The sequence below is a fragment of the Agrobacterium tumefaciens genome (assembly GCA_025560025.1).
Lineage (GTDB): Bacteria > Pseudomonadota > Alphaproteobacteria > Rhizobiales > Rhizobiaceae > Agrobacterium.
Map to the genome: position 1 here is coordinate 1,925,783 of CP048485.1, position 19,761 is coordinate 1,945,543.

17 protein-coding genes are annotated in these 19,761 nt (G+C 61.4%); 8 read left to right on the forward strand and 9 right to left on the reverse strand.

Translation table 11 applies throughout. The annotated features are described in order from the left end of the window. The first annotated feature begins 21 nt into the window (after positions 1-21). From FY152_09475 to FY152_09490, 4 genes are all read left to right on the forward strand, one after another. Entirely contained in the window at positions 22-936 is a 915-nt protein-coding gene (locus FY152_09475) for a DUF58 domain-containing protein (GenBank protein UXS32305.1), read from the forward strand. Next, positions 933-3,743, forward strand: coding sequence for a DUF4159 domain-containing protein (locus tag FY152_09480; protein UXS32306.1), 2,811 nt, complete (start codon positions 933-935; stop codon positions 3,741-3,743). Before FY152_09475 ends, FY152_09480 begins: the two co-directional genes overlap by 4 nt. A 1-nt stretch (position 3,744) precedes the next feature. Beyond that, entirely contained in the window at positions 3,745-5,829 is a 2,085-nt protein-coding gene (locus FY152_09485) for a hypothetical protein (GenBank protein UXS32307.1), read from the forward strand. 89 nt (positions 5,830-5,918) lie between these two features. Beyond that, on the forward strand, positions 5,919-6,347 hold the full coding sequence (locus FY152_09490) for a GNAT family N-acetyltransferase (protein ID UXS32308.1): 429 nt from the start codon (positions 5,919-5,921) through the stop codon (positions 6,345-6,347). Positions 6,348-6,423: 76 nt separating this feature from the next. Here FY152_09490 and FY152_09495 read toward each other — a convergent pair whose 3' ends face one another. Together FY152_09495 and FY152_09500 are read right to left on the reverse strand one after the other, a co-directional pair. Continuing rightward, entirely contained in the window at positions 6,424-7,116 is a 693-nt protein-coding gene (locus FY152_09495; protein UXS32309.1) for an alpha/beta hydrolase, read from the reverse strand. 154 nt (positions 7,117-7,270) lie between these two features. After that, positions 7,271-8,224, reverse strand: a complete 954-nt coding sequence (locus FY152_09500) for a LysR family transcriptional regulator (GenBank protein UXS32310.1) — start codon at positions 8,222-8,224, stop codon at positions 7,271-7,273. A gap of 87 nt (positions 8,225-8,311) precedes the next feature. On the opposite strand from FY152_09500, the gene FY152_09505 reads away from it, so the two are divergent. Further along, positions 8,312-9,277, forward strand: coding sequence for an MBL fold metallo-hydrolase (locus tag FY152_09505; protein UXS32311.1), 966 nt, complete (start codon positions 8,312-8,314; stop codon positions 9,275-9,277). Between the two features lie 59 nt (positions 9,278-9,336). Here the strand turns inward: FY152_09505 and FY152_09510 are convergent, their stop codons facing one another. Together FY152_09510 and FY152_09515 are read right to left on the reverse strand one after the other, a co-directional pair. After that, positions 9,337-10,650, reverse strand: a complete 1,314-nt coding sequence (locus tag FY152_09510; GenBank protein UXS32312.1) for an MFS transporter — start codon at positions 10,648-10,650, stop codon at positions 9,337-9,339. 340 nt (positions 10,651-10,990) lie between these two features. After that, positions 10,991-11,560: an N-acetyltransferase gene (locus FY152_09515; protein ID UXS32313.1), complete on the reverse strand. Its 570-nt coding sequence runs from the start codon at positions 11,558-11,560 to the stop codon at positions 10,991-10,993. A 296-nt stretch (positions 11,561-11,856) separates the two neighbouring features. Between FY152_09515 and FY152_09520 the strand changes: the two genes are divergently transcribed. Next, entirely contained in the window at positions 11,857-12,849 is a 993-nt protein-coding gene (locus FY152_09520) for a glutathione S-transferase family protein (GenBank protein ID UXS32314.1), read from the forward strand. A 13-nt stretch (positions 12,850-12,862) separates the two neighbouring features. On the opposite strand, the gene FY152_09525 is transcribed toward FY152_09520, so the two are convergent. Beyond that, positions 12,863-13,354 carry an NUDIX domain-containing protein gene (locus FY152_09525; GenBank protein ID UXS32315.1) on the reverse strand — a complete coding sequence of 164 codons (492 nt, stop codon included), beginning with the start codon at positions 13,352-13,354 and terminating at the stop codon, positions 12,863-12,865. A gap of 66 nt (positions 13,355-13,420) precedes the next feature. On the opposite strand from FY152_09525, the gene FY152_09530 reads away from it, so the two are divergent. Continuing rightward, positions 13,421-14,371: a metallophosphoesterase gene (locus FY152_09530; protein UXS32316.1), complete on the forward strand. Its 951-nt coding sequence runs from the start codon at positions 13,421-13,423 to the stop codon at positions 14,369-14,371. 214 nt (positions 14,372-14,585) lie between these two features. Here FY152_09530 and leuA read toward each other — a convergent pair whose 3' ends face one another. The 4 genes from leuA to benE form a co-directional block, all read right to left on the reverse strand. Next, positions 14,586-16,295, reverse strand: a complete 1,710-nt coding sequence (gene leuA, locus FY152_09535) for a 2-isopropylmalate synthase (protein ID UXS32317.1) — start codon at positions 16,293-16,295, stop codon at positions 14,586-14,588. 319 nt (positions 16,296-16,614) lie between these two features. Then, entirely contained in the window at positions 16,615-16,857 is a 243-nt protein-coding gene (locus tag FY152_09540) for a CopG family transcriptional regulator (GenBank protein ID UXS32318.1), read from the reverse strand. Then, positions 16,838-17,107 carry a BrnT family toxin gene (locus tag FY152_09545; GenBank protein ID UXS32319.1) on the reverse strand — a complete coding sequence of 90 codons (270 nt, stop codon included), beginning with the start codon at positions 17,105-17,107 and terminating at the stop codon, positions 16,838-16,840. Before FY152_09545 ends, FY152_09540 begins: the two co-directional genes overlap by 20 nt. 34 nt (positions 17,108-17,141) lie before the next feature. Next, a complete protein-coding gene (gene benE, locus FY152_09550) occupies positions 17,142-18,320 on the reverse strand; it encodes a benzoate/H(+) symporter BenE family transporter (protein ID UXS32320.1) in 1,179 nt (392 codons plus the stop codon). A gap of 285 nt (positions 18,321-18,605) precedes the next feature. On the opposite strand from benE, the gene FY152_09555 reads away from it, so the two are divergent. Beyond that, entirely contained in the window at positions 18,606-19,688 is a 1,083-nt protein-coding gene (locus FY152_09555; GenBank protein UXS32321.1) for an esterase-like activity of phytase family protein, read from the forward strand. Positions 19,689-19,761: the final 73 nt, after the last annotated feature.

Below are 19,761 nucleotides of genomic sequence, written 5' to 3' on the forward strand. Positions count from 1 at the left end.
ACGTTCGCGAAAGGACTGCATGTGGCATCCATCGGCCAGATCGTAGACAAGACGCCGGGTAGCGAAGTTCTGGCGCGTGCACGCCAGCGCGCAGCCCTGGTGCCGGACTGCATGGTCGAGGCAAAGCGCATCGCCAACACCGTCACCGCCGGCTGGCACGGCCGTCGCAAGCGCGGCATCGGCGAAAATTTCTGGCAGTTCCGCCCCTATGCCGAAGGCGAAAGCCTGTCGCGCATCGACTGGCGGCGCTCGGCCCGCGACGACCATACCTATGTGCGCGACCGGGAATGGGAAGCCGCCCACACCATCTGGCTCTGGGCCGACATGTCGCCATCGATGATGTTCAAATCCACCCTCGGCTCGGTCTCCAAGGAAAGCCGCGCATTGGTGCTGATGCTGGCGCTGGCGGAAATCCTCGCGCGCTCGGGCGAGCGCATCGGCTGCCCCGGCATCATGGAGCCGGTTTCGGCCAGAAATGCCGCTGAACGGCTGGCCGCCGCCATCATGCATGCACCGCTGACGACAGGTATGCCGGAAACGGGCATGATCCGTGGCGCGAGCGACATCGTCCTCATCGGCGATTTTCTCGATGACGCCAAAGCCGTGATGGAGCGGATTTCGCCTCTGGCGCGGCGCGGCCTGCGCGGCCACGTGGTGGAAATTGCCGATCCGGCCGAAGAGACCTTCCCCTATTCCGGCCGCACCGAATTCACCGACCCGGAAACCGGCGAAAAACTGGTGTCCGGCCGTGCGGAGACCATTCGCGAGGATTACACCCGCGCCTATCTCGCAAGGCGTGAGGCGCTGTCCTCGTCGCTGCGCCGTCTCGGCTGGAACTTCGTGTTCCACCGCACCGATCATCTCGCTTCCGAGGCGCTCGTCGCCATGCACATGTATCTTTCCGGCGCGCCAGCACAGGGCGGTGGGCACAGATGAGCGCATTGCCTTTCGTCTTCACCAGCCCCTATATCCTCTTCGGCCTCTTGGCGCTGCCCGCCATCTGGTGGCTGCTGCGGCTCACCCCGCCGCGCCCCAAGGCGGAAGTGTTTCCGCCGCTGAAAATCCTGGCGACGGTGCTGAAACGCGAGGAAACGCCCTCGAAAAGTCCGTGGTGGCTGACCCTGCTGCGCATGGCGCTTGCCGCCGCGGTGATTTTCGCGCTGGCCGATCCGGTGGTGAACCCGCGCAACAACAGCATTGCCGGCAGCGGCCCGCTAGTGCTGGTGGTCGACAATAGCTGGGCCTCCGCGCCCGACTGGGAAAGACGCGTGGCCACCGCTCAGGCCCTGATCGGCGATGCGGAGCGCGCCGACCGCCCCGTCTCCATCAGCTTCACCGCCGATGCGGAACATGACGCCGTACCGGGAACGACAGCCGTTGCACTGGAAAAACTCGCCGCAGCAAAGCCGAAGCCGCTCGTTCCAGATCGTATCCGCACGGCGGAAGCCATCACTGAGGCGCTGAACGGCGCGGCCCCCGGCACGATTGCCTATATTGCCGATGGTGTTCAAACCGCGCAGGATGAAAGCGCGATGAGAACGCTTGCCAGCCTCTCCCCCGCCGAATTCCGCATCGTGAAGGGCGACGGCAAGGCGATCGCCGCCATTACCGGCGCCACCAATAATGCCGATGCCATGAGCGTCACACTGTCGCGCCTCGATACCACCGAAGCCACCCGGCTGACCGTCAATGCACAGGACAGCCAGGGCCGCATCCTCGCCAACGGCATCGCGCACTTCGCGCCCGGCGCGGCCGAAACCACTGCGACGGTGGAAGCACCTTTCGAACTGCGCAACGATTTCGCCCGCCTCTCCCTCGAAGGCGTGTCGACGGCGGGTGCGGTGCATCTTCTGGATGACGGTTTCCGCCGCCGCCGCGTGGCGCTGCTCGCCGGCGAAACCGGCAATGATTTCCAGCCGCTGCTGCAGCCGCTTTATTACATCAGCCGCGCGCTTCAGCCTTTCGCCGATCTCATTCCGCAGCGGCAGGCCGATCTGGCGCAGGCGATCCCGGAAATCCTGCAATCTAACCCTTCCGTCATCGTCATGGCCGATATCGGCCGCCTGCCGCAGGAAACCTATGAGCCGATGCAGCGCTGGCTGGCCGGCGGCGGCACGCTCATCCGTTTTGCCGGGCCGCGCCTTGCCGCAGCGCCCGCCGACGATCCACTGGTGCCGGTGACGCTCCGGCAGGGTGAACGCGCGCTTGGCGGCGCGCTCTCCTGGGCCGAACCGCAGCCGCTTGCCGATTTCCCGAATTTCGGCGCCTTTGCCGGCATGCCGAAGGCCGACGGCGTGCTCGTCAAGCGTCAGGTTCTGGCCGAACCGACACCGGATCTGGCCGAACGCACCTGGGCAAGCCTTGCCGATGGTACGCCGCTCGTCACCACCCGCACCGTCGAGGCGGGCCGCATCGTGCTCTTCCATGTCAGCGCCGAAGCGAGCTGGTCCGACCTGCCGATCTCTGGCCATTTCGTCGATATGCTGCGCCGTATCGTGCAATTGTCGAAGGCGGGTGGCGCTTCCGCCAACGCCAATGCGCCAGCCGCCGCCCTGCCGCCCTTCCGGCTGTTGACGGCCGAAGGCGCGCTTTCAGCCGAAATCGGCGCGGCCCGGCCGCTGGAAATGCGCGCCGGCCAGCCGCCCCGCACCGGTTTCGACAATCCCCCCGGCCTCTATGGCACAGAGGATGGTTTCGTGGCTCTCAACCTCCTGCCGGCAGGCGCGACGCTGCGCCCGCTCGATACGTCCGCCGCCGGTGTCAGCACCACCAGCGAAGCCCTGATCGGCGAAACGGCGAAATCGCTGCGCCCCGCGCTCTTCATCGCCGCCTTCCTGATGTTGATTGCCGACAGCCTGATCGTGCTCTTCATGAACGGCGCCTTCGCACGCCTGCCGAAAGCCCGCAGCGCCACCGCCGCCGCCGTGCTTCTGGCGCTTGGCGCCTTTGCCGCCATGTCGCCAACCGATGCCCGCGCCGACGATCCCAAACCCGGCGACGAGCAGATTTTCGAGCGACTGGACACCACCCATCTCGCTTATGTCCGCACCGGCGAAGACGATGTCGACCGCATTTCCGAGCAGGGTTTGCAGGGGTTAAGCGAATTCCTGACCTGGCGCACGACGCTGGAGCCCGGCCAGCCGGTCGGCCTCGATATTTCCAAGGATGAGCTATCCTTCTATCCCATCATCTACTGGCCGGTTTCCGCGACGGCACCCATGCCCTCAAGCGCCGCCATCTCACGCATCGACGCCTATATGCGCGCCGGCGGCACCGTGCTGTTCGATACACGCGACCAGTTCTCTTCGCTCGATACCGGTGCGACCAGCCCTAACGGCGAACGTCTGCAGGCGATCCTCGCCAATATCGATATCCCACCGCTGGAGCCCGTGCCGGAAGACCACGTTCTGACGCGCTCTTTCTACCTGCTCACCAATTTCCCCGGCCGTTACAACGGCTCGCCGCTCTGGGTGGAATCGCGGCAGGGGGCGGCGAAGACCACCTCCGGCCTCTCCTCCTCCGGCGATGGCGTGACGCCGATCATGATAACGGGCAATGATTTAGCGGGCGCATGGGCCGTCGATCCGCAAGGCGCGCCGGTTCTGCCAACGGTGCCGCCGGATGAGATGCAGCGCGAACATGCCTTCCGCTCCGGCGTCAACATCATGATGTATATGCTGACCGGCAACTACAAGGCCGATCAGGTTCACGTTCCCGCACTTCTCGAACGGTTGGGGCAGTGACATGACATTGACCTTCGCACCCTTCCTGCCGTGGATCGTGATCGCCGTTCTGGCCGTCGCCGCCCTTCTCCTCTCCTTCATCGGCCTGTGGCGCGGTGTGCGTGGCGCATGGCTGCGCGGGCTGGCGCTTGCCGCCCTGCTTGCGGCCATCGCCAATCCGCTGCTGACGCAGGAGGAGCGCGAGCCGCTCTCCACCATCGTTCCCGTCATCGTCGACCGTTCGCAGAGCCAGGACGTGCAGGACCGGCCGCAGATGACCGATACGGCGCTGGAGACGCTGAAAGACCGGCTGTCCCGCTTCCCGCGCATCGAACCGCGCATCGTGGAAGTGCGCGACAATGGCGAGAGCGATTCGCCCTCGACGCAGTTGTTCTCGGCGCTTTCCTCCGCCGTTTCGGATGTCTCGCCGTCGCGCGTCGGCGGCGCGATCTTCCTCAGCGACGGCCAGATTCACGATATCCCGAATGCCCTGCCCAATGCCGAACAGGCGCTCGGCTTCCGCGCTCCCGTTCACGGGCTGATCACCGGCAAGGCCGACGAATTCGACCGCCGTATCGAAATCGTCCGCGCCCCGCGCTTCGGCATCGTCAATGAGGAACAGCAGCTGACGCTGCGCGTCTTCGACGACGGCCGCCCCGCCGGCGGCGGTTCGGCGGAAGTGACGGTAAAGATGAACGGGCAGGAAATCGCCACGCTGCAGGCCACACCCGGCCAGCCGACGCCGTTCAATTTCAAGGTTCCGCGCGGCGGCAACAATGTCATGGAATTTTCCGTCGCCGAGCTTCCCGGCGAAGTGACGGCTGCCAATAACCGCGCCGTTCACCTGATCGAAGGCATCCGCCAGAATCTCCGCGTGCTGCTGGTCTCCGGCGAACCCCATGCGGGCGAACGGGCGTGGCGCAATCTCCTGAAATCCGACGCCTCGGTCGATCTGGTACATTTCACCATTCTGCGCCCGCCGGAAAAACAGGATGGCACGCCGATCAACGAACTCTCGCTGATCGCCTTCCCCACCCGCGAATTGTTCGTCGAAAAGATCGAGGATTTCGACCTCATCATCTTCGACCGTTACCAGCATCGCGGCGTGCTGCCGATCCTCTATTACGATTACATCGCCCAATATGTCGAAAAGGGCGGCGCGCTCTTGATCGCCGCCGGGCCGGAACATGCCGGTCAGGATTCGATCGCCATGACGCCGCTCGCCTCCGTTCTGCCGGCGCAGCCGACCGGTCAGGTGCATCAGGCCGCCTTTTATCCGCGCCTTTCGGAAGCGGGCAAGAAACACCCCGTCACCCGTGGATTGGATGGATCTGGCGTTGAGCCGCCGCAATGGGGCCGCTGGTTCCGCACCATCAGCGTCGACCCGCCGCAGGGCCAGACCGTGATGCTGGGCGACGGGCAGGACCCGCTTTTGGTGCTCAACCGTCAGGGCGAAGGCCGTGTCGCCATGCTGCTGTCCGATCAGGGCTGGCTGTGGGCGCGCGGTTTTGAAGGCGGCGGCCCGCATGTGGCGCTTTACCGCCGCATCGCCCACTGGCTGATGAAGGAACCCGAGCTTGAGGAAGAAGCGCTGACGGCGCGCGCCAATGGCCGCACCCTGCAAATCACCCGCCAGACCATCGGCGACGATCCCGGTCAGGCGAGCGTGCGTTTCCCTTCCGGCAAAACCGAAAACATGGCCTTCACCAGCACGGAGCCTGGTCTTTACAGGATCGAGCGTCGCATGGACGAAACCGGCCTGTTCGAAATCAAAAACGGCGATTTCACCACCCTCGTCCATGTCGGCGCGGTGGATGCGCCAGAATTCAAGGCGATGATTTCGACCACCGAAACGCTGAAACCGCTGGCCGATGCCACCAAAGGCAGCGTGCACCGTGTCGCCGACAATTCCGGCCGTATCGCGCTGCCAGATATATTGCCGGTGCGGGGAGATATCAGGGTTGCCGATGAGGATCGCATGCTGATACGCATGACCGACGAGACGGTGCTGAAAGGCGTCAACACCCTGCCGCTCTTTGCCGGTTTTGCCGGGCTTGCCGCCCTGCTGCTCGCCTTCTCCGCGCTGTGGTGGCGTGAGGGCCGGTAAGGGCGTTTCCAGCGAAGAGCTTAAGGCGCTTCACGTCTCGGATTGGAAACGAGGAAACGGCCGCCTCCCGGCGGCCCGGGAAGATCAACATGAATTTCATTTTGAGCGACGTCGCGGATGCAGAGGCCGAAAAGGCCATTCGCGATCCGCTGGTGGCCTATAATCTCGCCCGTTTCGGCGAAAGCGACAAACGCGAACTCAACATCACCATTCGCGGTGACGACAATACCGTCACCGGCGGTCTGGTGGGCTATACCGCTCGCGGCTGGCTTTACGTGCAGCTTCTTTTCGTGCCGGAGGCCATGCGCGGTCAGGGCACAGGCCCGAAGCTGCTTGCCATGGCGGAGGAGGAAGCCAGAAAGCGCGGCTGCATGGGTGCCTATATCGACACGATGAACCCGGATGCCCTGAGAACCTACGAACGCTACGGTTTCACGAAGATTGGCTCGCTTGCGCCGCTTTCCACGGGCCAGACGATCACATGGCTCGAGAAACGTTTCCAGGCGGTCGATTCATAATCGCGCTGCTACGGCCCCATCGAGGCGCATTGGACCATGGCCTCCATACGGTAAACGCGCAAATTCGGGCAGCTGGTTACCCTTGCGCCGCCTCGAGGATGAGCGCAGTGACTTCAACCGGGTGCGAAGCCAACGATGCGTGACTGGCTTCAAGTTCGATCTTCTTAATCGGCTTCATTCGATCGGCCATCATCTGTTCGTTTTCCGGGTTAATCATCCGGTCGTTGGTCGAGACCTGATAATAGCTCGGCTTCTTCCGCCAGGCGGGCGCCGTAACATTGTCGCCAAAAGTGCTCCCGACCGGAGCCTTTTGGGTCACGGCCATGACGAGCGCTTCCTCTTCCGACAAATCCTGACAGAAGCTCTCCCGAAACTTCTCGGGCTTGATCCACAAGAAGCCGTCGCTGTCCGGCGCGATATTCGCAAAAGCCGCCGGCGGCTTGGCCTGCGAAATTCCGCCCGCGCTCTCACCGGCGTCCGGTGCGAAGGCGGCGATGTAAACGAGCGCCTTCACATTGGGCATGTCGCCCGCTTGCGTAATCACCTTGCCGCCATATGAATGCCCGACCAGAACGACGGGACCTTCAATCTGAGCAACCATCTTGCTGGTGCGCGCCACATCGTCCGCGAGAGACGTGAGGGGGTTCTCGACCGCGTGGATATTCTTGGCCCCATAGCCATTCTTGCTTAACTCATTGATGACCTTGGCCCAATGGGCTGCGCCGCCCCAAAAACCATGTACCAGTACGATGCTTGGCTTGTCAGGCATGTTTCCCTCCCAGGAAAGGCGTTAAAGGCTGCGGGAACGATACAATATGATGCCGTTCAAGACACGCACATTGTTGCCAGACCGCTCATCTGAGGCAGCTTTTGACCCAACGCGGCAATCCCGCATTATGGGTTCGCAACCTTGGAATTCCCATCTAGGCCGCGATACCCGATATCCCGCAATCAACGGTCCGGCCCATAGCCTCGCGGATTTGCTGGCGAAGCCACACGGCTCCGGCATCCGCGTCCGTCTGCAATGTCCAGACCATGGCGACCGGCGGGAAACTCAGCGTCACCGGTACCGGGCTTATTTCCAGCCCCAGCATTGGCGCATAACGCAGCGCGATACGTGAGGACACGGTCGCCAGCACCGCCGAGGATCGCGCCGTCGCCAGCACCGAGAGGAAATCCGGCGCGGCCGCAACGACGTCGATTTCCAAGCCGCTCAGTTCCAGCGCATCCTTGATGCAGCCATGCAGGCTGTCCGTCTGCGATATGACCGCATGTTTAGCCTCCATATAGGCGTCCAGCCCTACGGGATTGGGCAGATCGAGCAAGGCCGGATTGAAACAGCAGAGCACGCTGGAGGAATAAAGCGGCTCGCAATGGTGGCGTTGCTCCTTCGAATAGGCGCATCCGACCGCCATGTCGATCACACCCGTATCCAGCATCGCGGTAATTTCCTGCTCCTGCCCGCTGCGGGCCAGAATGCGAATACCGGGCGCAATCTCCCGCAGCCGCGCCGTCAGATCCGGCAAAAGCAACAGCTCCACCTCGCTTGACATGCCCAGCCGGAATGTGCGGCGCTCGGTGGCCGGATCGAACACATCCGCTGTCAGCACCGCCGCCTGCGCCTGCCTCAGCGCCTGCCGCACAGGGCCGGCCAGATTAAGCGCCCGCGCCGTCGGCTTCATCTCCTGTCCCACGCGGATGAAAAGCTCATCCTGAAACAGGGTGCGCAGGGTGGAGAGATTATGGCTCATGGCCGGCTGCTGGATTTTCAGCCGCCGCGCGGCGCGCGTAACGTTCATCTCCTCCATCATCGCATCGAAAGCGATGAGAAGATTGAGATCGAAGGAACGGAGATTGAAATGATCGATAGTTTGCATAAGTCACATCGATTTGATTGCTGGCCTGCCTACACTTAGCTGGAGTGCGGAAAGTTTCAAGACATTCCCTCAAACCAGGAGCTCCCAATGCCGTCCCGTCGCTCACTTCTCAAAGGCGCCGCCAGCGCCATCTTCGCCGCCCCTTTCGTTGCACCCGCCGTCGCATTCGCCAAGGCGCCGCTTGCCGCCACGCAGGCACCCGGCTTTTATCGGCTGATGGTCGGCAAGGTGGAAGTCACCGCCCTTTCGGACGGCGTCATCGCGCTGCCGCTCGCCAAGATTTACACCAACACCACGCCGGAACACGCCTCGAAGGTCTTGCAGGATGCCTTCCTGCCGGAAGAGACGCCCACCTCGGTCAACGCATTTCTCGTCAACACCGGCGACAGGCTGGTGCTGATCGACGCCGGCACCGGCGCCTATCTCGGCCCGTCCCTCGGCAGGCTCGTCGCCAATATCGAGGCCTCCGGTTATAAAACCGCGGATATAGATGACGTTGTCCTCACCCATATCCATACCGACCACTCCGGCGGCCTATCGGCTGATGGCAAACGCGTCTTTGCCAATGCGACCCTGCACGCTAACGAGCGTGAAGCCGCTTTCTGGCTCGATGCGGCAAAGGCCAAGGCGGCCCCTGAAGCGCTGAAGAAGGGTTATGCCGAAGCGAAGGAAAGCATCCAGCCCTATATCGATGCCGGCAAGTTCGAGACATTCGGCGACAATGCCGCACCGGTTCCCGGCCTCGGCTCTATCCTTTACGCCGGCCACACGCCCGGCCACAGCGCTGTCGTTCTCGAAAGCGACGGCCAGAAAATCGTCTTCTGGGGCGATATCACCCATGGCGATATCCTCCAGTTCGATGAGCCTGACGTGGCCATCGAATTCGACGTCGACCAGAAGGCCGCCGTCGTCGCGCGTGATCTAGCGTTTAAACAGGCGGTAGAGGGCAAATATCTGGTTGCCGGCGCTCACATCGCTTTCCCCGGCATCGGCCATGTGCGCACCGACAGCACCAATTACGATTGGCTGCCGGTCAACTACACGGCGCTGTAAGGTGCGAAACAGCCTGGCCTGATCCTCAACGGGTCAGGCCATTGCGCGGGAAGGGCGCGTCAAGTCAGCGCCACCTGCCGCGTTTCCGCATTGATCATCGTCGCGGCAATGGCGGCAAGCACCAGCAGACCGGCGAAAATGCCGATTGCGACGCCAAAACCCTGCGCTATGGCATAACCGAGCAGAGACGGCGCCAGCAGGCCGCCGAGCCGTGCCATGGCGCCCGCAGCCCCCATGCCGGTCGCCCGCGATTCCGTCGGGTAAAGCTCCGGCGTATAGGCATAAAGCGCACCCCAGGTACCGAGCAGTGCAAAGCTCATGATGAGAAGCGAAGCGGCGATCATCGCGCCGGCTGAAGCCAGCGTGAAGAGCAGGCATCCGAGCGCCGAGAGCAGGCAGAAACCGATCAGCGTCGGCTTGCGGCCCCATTTTTCGACGCCATAGGCGGCAAGTGCATAGCCGGGGATCTGCGCCAGCGCCACCAGCACCAGAAAACCATAACCGCGCACGAAACCGAACCCGTCTCCGGCCAGTTTCGCCGGCATCCACGTAAACACGCCGTAATAGGAAACGGAAACAAGGAACCAGATGGCGAGGATCATGATGCTGCGCTGCCGGAGCGCCGGTGAAAATATCCCCTGCCCCTTGCCCACGTCAGGCTGGAAAAGCCCGGTCCCGGCATCGAGCGGCGCACGCCCATTCGTCACCAGCATGCGGTTGACGACGGCCTTGGCTTCCTCCAACCGCCCGCTGCGCAGCAGGTAAAGCGGCGATTCCGGCACCAGAAAGCGTAGGCCAAGGCCGAGAACCGCCGGAAAAGCCGTCACGGCGAAAATATAACGCCAGGCATCGGCGACACCGGCAAGGCTGGCGCCCCAGGCCGCCAGCGCCACGATCAGCGTTCCGACAGCCCAGAAACCCTCGAGAAAAACCAGCCAGCGGCCGCGATTTTTGGCGGGCAGGAACTCGGCCATCATCGCATAATCCACCGGCAGCGTGCCGCCCACGGCAGCACCGGTGAGAAAGCGCAGAACAAGCAGGATGGTGAAATCGGGCGCGAACACCGAAAGCACGCCGAACAGCGCATCGCAGGCCACGGTGACGATCAGCACACGGCGACGCCCGTAACGATCCGCCAGCCGCCCGAAACCGGCAGCACCCAGCAGCATGCCGAAAAAGAACGCCGTGCCGGTCTGCAACGCCTGCGGCACCGTCAGCCCGAAGGTTGCGGCAATCGAGGCGGCGGTGAAGCCAACGGCCAGAACCTGCATGGCATCAGCGGCCCAGACGAGGCCGAATATGCCCATCAGCCGCCGCTGATAGGCGCCAGCGCCAGCGCGCTCCAGCGCATCATTCATGGTGATAGCCGTCATGCCCCGCCCCTTTGCAGAAATCGACTTTGACTTGCTATCGTATAGGGGGAGGAAACGGAATTGAATTCTGTGGAGGGAGACGCGTTGTTTCGAAACAGGCTACCGGAAGAAGATTTTACCACACAAGGAGATGTGGCACGGCAGTCTTGATGTTTGCCACAGCGCGCAACGCCCCTTCCGTCATGCCGGACTTGATCCGGCATCCAGTCACGGCGCGTCTGCGCCGTGGGAAGAGTCCTTTCAGCCCAAAGACTTGGGCTGGCTGGATTCAGGCTTAAGGCCGGAATGACGGGGGGTTTTATGTTGCGCTAAAAAGCGCAAAGCCCCTTCGGATACCCCCTCAGCCGTAAACCCTGAGCGGCTCCTCAAAACCCTCATCTTCCGCCGTGGCGGCCGGCATCACGGCCTCGCATTTGCGCCAGCCGATCTTGCCCTTCAGCCGCTGGTGCACGTCATCGCCAATCGGCACGACGAGCACCCGGTTCGGGTCGACCGGGCCGGGAAAATCGAGCGCCGCATAAGCGACCTTCGCGAAACCGAGCGGCATGTAATAGGGCGGATCGCCGATCAGGATCACGGCTTCGGAACCCTTCCGCCGGGCGGCGGCAATGGCGATCCGGACGAGCTCCCGGCCGATGCCCTTGTTCTTGTGCGAGGGCCGCACCGCAAGGGGCCCGAGCATATGGCCCTTCACCCCGCCCGCCAGAACCGGCGTCATGCGCACCGAAGCAATGGTTTCGCCATCGTCGGCGCAGACAAAGGACAGCGACCGGTCATGCGGCCCCTGCTCGCGGATGCGCGCTGCGGCACGGGTATGCCGGCCGGGACCGAATGCTTCTTCGTTGATGACGTCGATGATGGCGTCGTGCGACGCGTCCTCGGTGAGGTAGACAAGATCGTGCTTGGACATGAAGAGACCGAAACTTCCAGGATGCGGATGCGACAATAGATGACGGCTGCGCCGGTAAGGGCGTTCAGGAGCGTCAGCGTCGTCGGAGCATCCGTGGTTCGATCATAGTCAGCAATTTCCTCAGAATTGTGAAAATTGCAGTTATCAGGAAAATTCCCACCCGTCCAGAACAAATCTCTGCTCTATCCCATTCAGTTTCCACAGGACCGGAAACGCATTGTTCAACGCCTTACGGGTTCGCGGGAGAGTGCAGAACGGTTAGGATCGCTCAAAAGGAAACAATCAAGGAGATCGTCATGGGCATGCTGGTGGAAGGCGTATGGAAAGACGTCTGGTATGACACCAAGGAAACCAAGGGGCACTTCAAGCGCAGCGCCTCGCAATTCCGCAACTGGATCACAGCGGATGGCGCAGCCGGCCCTTCCGGAGAAGGCGGGTTCGAGGCCGAGAAGGACCGTTACCACCTCTATGTCTCCTTCGCCTGCCCCTGGGCACACCGCACCCTGATTTTCCGCAAGCTGAAAAAGCTGGAGGACCTGATCTCCGTTTCCGTCGTCGACCCGCTGATGCTGGAAAACGGCTGGGAATTTAAGCCTGAGGGCGAGCGCACGCCGGGCGCGACCGAGGATCACCTCTTCGGCTCCTCGACGCTCTGGCAGGTCTATACAAAGGCGGACCCCAAATATTCGGGGCGTGTCACCGTGCCGGTGCTCTGGGATAAAAAGCGCGGCACCATCGTCTCCAATGAATCAGCGGAAATCATCCGCATGTTCAATTCCGCCTTCAACGATCTCACCGGCTCGCAGGCCGATTATTATCCCGAAGCGCTACGCGCCGAGATCGATGCGCTGAACGACGTCATCTACGACACTGTCAATAACGGCGTCTACAAGGCCGGCTTCGCCACCACGCAAGATGCTTATCAGCAGAATGCCGTGAAGGTGTTCGAAACGCTGGATATGCTGGAGGATCGCCTGAAGGACCGGCGTTTCCTGTTCGGTTCAGAACAGACGGAAGCGGACTGGCGCCTGTTCACCACGCTGGTGCGGTTCGACCCGGTTTATGTCGGCCATTTCAAGTGCAACATCCGCCGCATCCACGACTATCCGCACCTGACGGGTTACCTGCGCGATCTTTACCAGACGCCGGGCGTGCCTGACACGGTGGATATGCGCCACATCAAGGAACACTATTACCGCAGCCACCGCACCATCAACCCGACCGGCATCGTGCCCGTCGGCCCGGAACTGGACCTGACCATGGCCCATGGCCGCGAGGCGCTCTCCTGACGGAGAGCCGTTACTACCAGTGGTCGGCGATCGCCGCTTCGCCGGCAAGCTCGGCAAGGCGGCGGCGGGTTGCGGCCGTCACCCCTTCCGGCAGCTCCGACAGGTCGAAAAAGCCGCTTTCGGCAATTTCATGATCGGGCTTTTTCGGTTTGGTCTGGGAGACGTCAAGCCGGTAGAGCGCCACGTGGTCGCGATTGCTGCCTTCCATATTGAGATAGACATGGAAAAGCTCCGGTTTGGAGGCAGCTTCGAGATTGCCCTCCTCGCGGATTTCCTTGTGCAGCGCCATCAGCAATGTCTCGCCACGCTCCACACCGCCGCCCGGCAGATACCAGCCCGGCAGATAGGTGTGCCGCACCAGAAAAATCCTGCCTTTTTCATCGAAACAGGCCGCACGCACACCAAGAGTTGCGCCGCGCGTGAACAGAAAAACGAAATGCAGCAGGCGAATGAGGACGCTCATATGGAACGGACGGGCCTGCCGCCCGGTTGTTTCGTCATTCACCCTGGTTTCTCCCCGCCTGCCGGCTTTTATTGGACGCGCGGCATATCATAGGTTATCTCTGCCGCCATGTTCAAACTTGCGCATATTTCAGACGTCCATTTGGGGCCACTGCCAAAACTCACTTTCCGGGAACTTGCATCCAAGCGTATCACCGGTTTTGTTAACTGGCACCGCAACCGCCGCAAGCATCTCTTCACCGATACGCTGGAAAAACTGCTCGATGATCTGGAGACAAAGTCACCGGATCATCTGGCTATTACCGGCGATCTCGTCAATCTTGCGACCGGCATTGAAATCCGCGCCGCCGCCGACTGGCTGGAGGAAGTGGGCGATCCCGAAAGAACCTCCGTCGTTCCCGGCAATCACGACGCCTATGTTTCCGGCGCGCACGACAAGGCCATGCAGGCCTGGTACCCTTATGTACGCGGCGATGGCGACCCGCTGGAATGGGACGACGACCGCAAGATTTTTCCCTATATGCGCGTGCGCGGTCCCGTCGCACTGATCGGCTGCTCCACCTCGATTGCGACGCCGCCCTTTTCGGCAACCGGTTATTTCGGCAACCGGCAGGCCCGCGCCACGGCGGAGCTTTTGAAAAAAGCCGGAGAACAGGGGCTATTCCGCGTGGTGATGATCCACCATCCGCCGATCCGGGGCGCCACTGCCGCCCATAAACGCATGTTCGGCGTTCGTCGCTTTGCCGCCGCTCTCGGCGTCGGCGGCGCGGAACTCGTGCTGCATGGTCATACCCATTTGAATACGGTCTATTGGCTGAACACCCACCATGGGGAAGACCACATTCCGGTCGTCGGCATTTCTTCCGCCAGCCAGGGACCGGGCGGTGAAAAACCGCGTGCGGCCTATAATCTCTTCCATATTTCCGGTGGCCCCGGCACCTGGAATGTCGCCTGTGAGCGCCACAGCCTCAATGAGACGGGGACGGGTGTGGCGCTGGAGGATGTGCGGGTGTTTTATGAAAACGGCCGGCCGCTGGGGTTCTCGCTGCCGAAGGAATAGAGTCCGGAGCGGTTGTGTCAGTGGGTGGGGCTTACCCCCCTCTGCCCTGCCGGGCATCTCCCCCTCAAGGGGGGAGATCGACTCGTGGTTGGGTCTCGCCTATCTCAACATTTGCGAATGAAGTGCCGGTAGCGCTTCTTGCTGATCTCCCCCCTTGAGGGGGAGATGTCCGGCAGGACAGAGGGGGGTGCCCTGCCCCACCCTCAAAGCAAGCTCACTTAGCCCGCTCTTCCAGCACCCGATTGGCCGCCGAAACGATCGCCTCCAGCGAAGCCGCCACGATATTCGTATTGACGCCTGCCCCGAACAGCTTGCCGCCCGGATGCTCCATCTCGACATAAGCGATGGCCGAAGCGTTCGAGCCATGCTGCAGCGAATGCTCCGAATAATCATTCACCGACAGGTCGATGCCGAGATAGACCGACAGCGCATTGATGAACCCGTCGATCGGGCCGGTGCCCTTGCCCTCGATGCGCTTCACCTCGCCATTATCGGTAATTTCGGCAGCGACGATGCGCACGCCCTTGAAATCACCGGCCGGATAGGTGTGGTGATCCACGAACTTGATGCGCGCATTCGGCTGCGTCACGTAACGCTCGATAAAGCGCTCGTAGATGCGCTTGGCCGGCAGCTCCACGCCCTCTTCATCGGTGATGCGCTGAATGTCCTCGCGGAATTCCACCTGCAGGTTGCGCGGCAGGTTGATGCCATAATCCTGCTGCAAAATATAGGCGATGCCGCCTTTACCGGATTGCGAGTTGATGCGGATGATCGCCTCATAGGAGCGGCCGACATCCTTCGGATCGATCGGCAGATAGGGCACTTCCCAGACGGGATGGTTGGCGACCTTGATCGCCTTCATGCCCTTGTTGATCGCATCCTGATGCGAGCCGGAAAAGGCGGTGTAGACCAGTTCGCCGACATAAGGGTGACGCTCGGGGATCGTCATCTCGTTGGAATATTCGTAGACGTCCTTGATGCGCTCGATATCGCGGCAATCCAGCTCAGGGTCCACGCCCTGCGTATACATGTTCAGCGCCAGCGTCACGACATCGACATTACCGGTGCGTTCGCCATTGCCGAACAGCGTGCCTTCCACGCGGTCAGCACCCGCCATCAGGCCCAGCTCGGTCGCGGCGATGCCCGTGCCGCGGTCATTATGCGGATGCAGCGAGATGATGACGTTTTCGCGATTGTCGATATTGCGGCACATCCATTCGATCTGGTCGGCATAGATGTTCGGCGTCGCCATTTCCACCGTCGAAGGCAGGTTCAGGATCAGCTTGTTGTCGGCCGTCGGTTTCACAACCTCGACCACGGCGTTGCAGATTTCCAGCGCCACTTCCAGCTCGGTGCCGGTAAAGCTCTCAGGCGAATATTCGAAGCGGTAACCGCCGCCGGCCTTCGCCGCCATATCGGTGATCATCTTGGCGGCATCGACGGCGATCTGCTTGATGCCGTGCACATCCTTGCCGAACACCACGCGGCGCTGCAATTCGGAAGTGGAATTGTAGAAGTGGATGATCGGCTTGTTGGCGCCTTCCAGCGCTTCAAACGTGCGGGTGATCAGCTCCGGGCGGCATTGCACCAGCACCTGCAGGGAAACATCATCAGGCACATTGCCTTCTTCCACGCACCAGCGGGCGAAATCGAAATCCGTCTGCGAGGCGGAAGGGAACCCGATCTCGATTTCCTTGAAACCCATTTCGAGCAGCAGCTTGAACATCCGGGCCTTGCGGTCGTGGCCCATTGGGTTGACCAGCGACTGGTTGCCGTCGCGCAGGTCCACCGAACACCAGATCGGCGCCTTGTCGATGGTCTTGCCCGGCCAAGTGCGGTCGGGGATATTGATGGTCGGATAAGGGCGATACTTCACGCTCGCGTCAGCCATGCCCTTGGAAATATTGGTGATCTTGCCGTCCATTTCGCTTCCTCCTTGCGCAGTCCGCGGGCTTCTTCAAGCCATCGGCGGATGCGCGGCCCTTGAGAGCCTAAATCCAGTATAAAATGAGATTTCGAGATGAGGAGCGTTAGCGCCAGCGGGCTTTCGGCCGCCGGGCGCTCCTCACTGGACCCGGCAACCGCGTGTAAGGTCGAGGCTAAGAAGCGAGAGTGCACCGCACAGCGAGGCCATCGCAGAAATCTGCGCGCTCATGCCGGAAATGGTTGCGATGCTGTTGCTCATGGCGATGTGTATAAACAGCGGCTGGCGGTCTGACAAGTGATCTTGTGCCGTGCGCCGGTTATTTTCCCGGCCTGCCGCTCTCCAGCCTTTCGGCGATCCATTCAGCCATCAGGGATTGACGTGTCCTGCCAAGGCGCGCCGCTTCCGCATCCACTCTCCGCAAAACTTCTTCAGGAAGATCAACATCGACATGCACCAACTCCAGCCCGGGACGAGTTGCCTTGGACCAGTCGACATAGTCATCCAGATCTTCGCCATCATCGAATTTTTTGTCGAAATCTTCAGCGCTTATCGTCTTCATAACGCTGCTTCTCCTTGTCTCTGGAACGCCTGACGGAAATGATCCGCAACCGGTCATTTCTATAGGTATAGACGGCGCTCCAGCACTTTCCGCGCAACTGAGCGATCATAATATACCGCTCTTCGGAGGTGGTTTCGAGAGGAACGACGAGTCTTTTCTCGTCCAGCCAAAGCGCTCTTGCCTCGACGAAATCTATTCCGTGTTTGTCTTTGTTACTTTCACTTTTGGCAGGATCGAATTCGAAATCCATAAATAATTTTTCTTTAAAACAATAAGCTCCCTATCTAACCACGCTTCACCACCCGCTGCAACGCCATCATCAGCCCCCCACCGATCAAACCCCAGAAGGCCCCGGAAATGCCGCCGAAGGAAAGGCCGGATGCGGTGATGAGAAAGGTGATGGCCGCCGCCTCGCGGGTTTCCGGCTCCCTGAAGGCTGCGACAGCGGAGCCGGAAAAGGCCCCAACCAGTGCCAACCCTGCCACCGCCTGAATGAGAATAGGCGGCGCCAGCGCCACGAAGGCCGTGACCACGCCCGCCAAAAGACCGAAAATAATATAGCCGACACCGCCGATGATCGCCGCCCAGTAACGTCGCTTTGGATCAGGATGGGCGTCCTCGCCAGCGCACATAGCCGCCGTAATCGCCGCAAGATTGACCGCATGGCCGCCAAACGGTGCGGAAAGCAGCGAGAAGAAGCCGGTCGAGGCGAAAAGCGGGCCGGGCTGCGGGTCGTAATGATTGACCTTCAGCACCGCGATACCGGGAATATTCTGCGAGGCCATGGTGACGATGAAGAGCGGCAGCGCGATGGAGACAACCGCGCGGAGACTGAAGACGGGCGTTACCCATTCCATCGGCGGTGTCAGCGATTGCGCCACGCTATCAAGCGCACCCGCCGGAATTTCAACGCCGAAAATCATCACCAGTACGAAGGCGGCAAGGGCCGCCGGCACGGCGAACAGTCGTTTGAAGGCTCCCACCACGATCCAGGCGAGGATGATCGGCAGGCCAAGTGCCGGGTTGAAGCCGATCGCCTTGATCGGTGCAAAACACAGGCCGATGATGACGCCGGAGAGCATGGCATTGGCAAGCGGCGCTGGAATGGAGGCGACCGCCTTTCCAAGCGGCCTGAACAGGCCGGCGATGATGATCAAAATGGCGCAGATGATGAACCCGCCGACGGCCGCCGGAAAGCCGCCCTCAATGACGCCGGTGGTCGCAAGCAGCGCGGCGCCTGGCGTCGACCATGCGATGCTGATGGGGAGCCGGGTGGCGACGGAAAGAGCGATGGCGCAAACCCCCATCGCCACCGAAAGGGCCATCAGCCCGGATGCCGCCTCGAAATCCGTCGCGCCGACAGCCTTCAGGCCCTGCAACACGACGGCAAAGGAACTGGCGAAGCCGACAAAGGCGGTCAGGCACCCCATGAACAGGCTCTGGACGGAAAAATCTCTCAGCATAAAAGCACTCTGCGGCCTGCTGCCCGTCGCGGAAGACGCACAGCGGCTGCACTGGCGACAGGCGGAAAACAAAACTTGAAGCATGCTTGCGTGCATCCGGAGATGGCGACACGCTTTGGATGAAGCACTGATCTATTCAGAATCAAAAAAGAAGCGGCTTGGCAAGATGAAGCACCGGACTTCAGGTACGGCGGTATGGAAAACGTCATCAAAGTTTAGCGGCAGGGCGCTAATCCTCTCGGCAGTCGTCATTACAGGGCATTCGCCACAACAGGGGTCGTCTCCATGCTTCGCATCGTCACCATCGCCGCTTTCTGTTTCGCTGCCCTTCCAGCCGCAGCGCAAACCCCGCCAGCACCGGCCTTTCTTGGCCAGATCGTCGTGCCTTCGGGCCTCTCCATCAATGGCGTCACCTTCGGCGGCATTTCCGATCTGAGCTTCGACAGCCAAACCGGACGTTATCTCGCCATCTCCGATGACCGTGTCGAAAAAGGCCCGGCCCGGTATTACGAACTGGAACTGGCAGTCACGGAAGGCGTCGTCACGCTGAACATTGCCGCCATGCGGGAATTGAAGGACGAGACCGGCGCCGCTTTCGCCCCGAAGGGCATCGATGCTGAAGGCATCGCGCTCGACCGCAAGGGCGGCAAGCTCTACTGGTCCTCGGAACGCGACCTGAAGAACCAGCCGGCGCTTTATGTCTCGGACCTCGATGGCAGCAATGTGAAGCGGCTGGAATTGCCTGATGCCTATCTCGTCGATGACGCAAAGACCAGGGGCGTGCAGAACAATCTCGGCTTCGAGGGACTGACACTGGCATCCGGAAAGCTCATCGCCGCCACGGAAAATGCGCTGACACAGGACGGTCAGAAGGCCACGCCGCAGGCCGGCAGCCCCGCGCGTTTCCTCGTGATCGATACTGCAACGCTGAAACCTGTCGCGGAACATGTCTACGTCACGGAAGCGATCTCCAAGACCCCGACTTCCGCCGAACCGAAATATAACGATAACGGTCTCTCAGCGCTGGCGGCCATGCCGGACGGCCGTTTCGTCGCCGTGGAACGCAATTTCGCGTCCGGCGTCGGCAACCACATCCGCTTTTTCATCGTGGACCTTTCCAAAGCGGAGAATATCCTCGGCAAAGACAGGATCGACGTGGCAAATCTGCGCCCCCTATCGAAAACGCCGTGGTTCGAAATCAACGAAGGCGATTTCGGCCTCGATATCGACAATATCGAAAGCTTCGCCTTCGGGCCGGTCGTGGATGGCAAGCAGATATTCGTCATCGCCTCGGACGACAATTTCAATGCGGGCAAACAGTTCACCCAATTCGCGGCTTTCGCAATTCCCGCCAATCTGGGTCAGTGACATCCACCATAGCAGAGTGCCGGCTCCGGACGACGTCCGGGCCGGCATCGGCTAATAGAGGCGCTGCAGGCAA

Excerpts from the sequence above, each read along its gene's own strand:
- FY152_09480 (UXS32306.1), top strand. The coding sequence starts at position 933 with ATGAGCGCATTGCCTTTCGTCTTCACCAGCCCCTATATCCTCTTCGGC.
- FY152_09485 (UXS32307.1), top strand. The coding sequence starts at position 3,745 with ATGACATTGACCTTCGCACCCTTCCTGCCGTGGATCGTGATCGCCGTT.
- FY152_09490 (UXS32308.1), top strand. The coding sequence starts at position 5,919 with ATGAATTTCATTTTGAGCGACGTCGCGGATGCAGAGGCCGAAAAGGCC.
- FY152_09495 (UXS32309.1), bottom strand. The coding sequence starts at position 7,116 with ATGCCTGACAAGCCAAGCATCGTACTGGTACATGGTTTTTGGGGCGGC.
- FY152_09500 (UXS32310.1), bottom strand. The coding sequence starts at position 8,224 with ATGCAAACTATCGATCATTTCAATCTCCGTTCCTTCGATCTCAATCTT.
- FY152_09505 (UXS32311.1), top strand. The coding sequence starts at position 8,312 with ATGCCGTCCCGTCGCTCACTTCTCAAAGGCGCCGCCAGCGCCATCTTC.
- FY152_09510 (UXS32312.1), bottom strand. The coding sequence starts at position 10,650 with ATGACGGCTATCACCATGAATGATGCGCTGGAGCGCGCTGGCGCTGGC.
- FY152_09515 (UXS32313.1), bottom strand. The coding sequence starts at position 11,560 with ATGTCCAAGCACGATCTTGTCTACCTCACCGAGGACGCGTCGCACGAC.
- FY152_09520 (UXS32314.1), top strand. The coding sequence starts at position 11,857 with ATGGGCATGCTGGTGGAAGGCGTATGGAAAGACGTCTGGTATGACACC.
- FY152_09530 (UXS32316.1), top strand. The coding sequence starts at position 13,421 with ATGTTCAAACTTGCGCATATTTCAGACGTCCATTTGGGGCCACTGCCA.
- leuA (UXS32317.1), bottom strand. The coding sequence starts at position 16,295 with ATGGACGGCAAGATCACCAATATTTCCAAGGGCATGGCTGACGCGAGC.
- FY152_09540 (UXS32318.1), bottom strand. The coding sequence starts at position 16,857 with ATGAAGACGATAAGCGCTGAAGATTTCGACAAAAAATTCGATGATGGC.
- FY152_09545 (UXS32319.1), bottom strand. The coding sequence starts at position 17,107 with ATGGATTTCGAATTCGATCCTGCCAAAAGTGAAAGTAACAAAGACAAA.
- benE (UXS32320.1), bottom strand. The coding sequence starts at position 18,320 with ATGCTGAGAGATTTTTCCGTCCAGAGCCTGTTCATGGGGTGCCTGACC.
- FY152_09555 (UXS32321.1), top strand. The coding sequence starts at position 18,606 with ATGCTTCGCATCGTCACCATCGCCGCTTTCTGTTTCGCTGCCCTTCCA.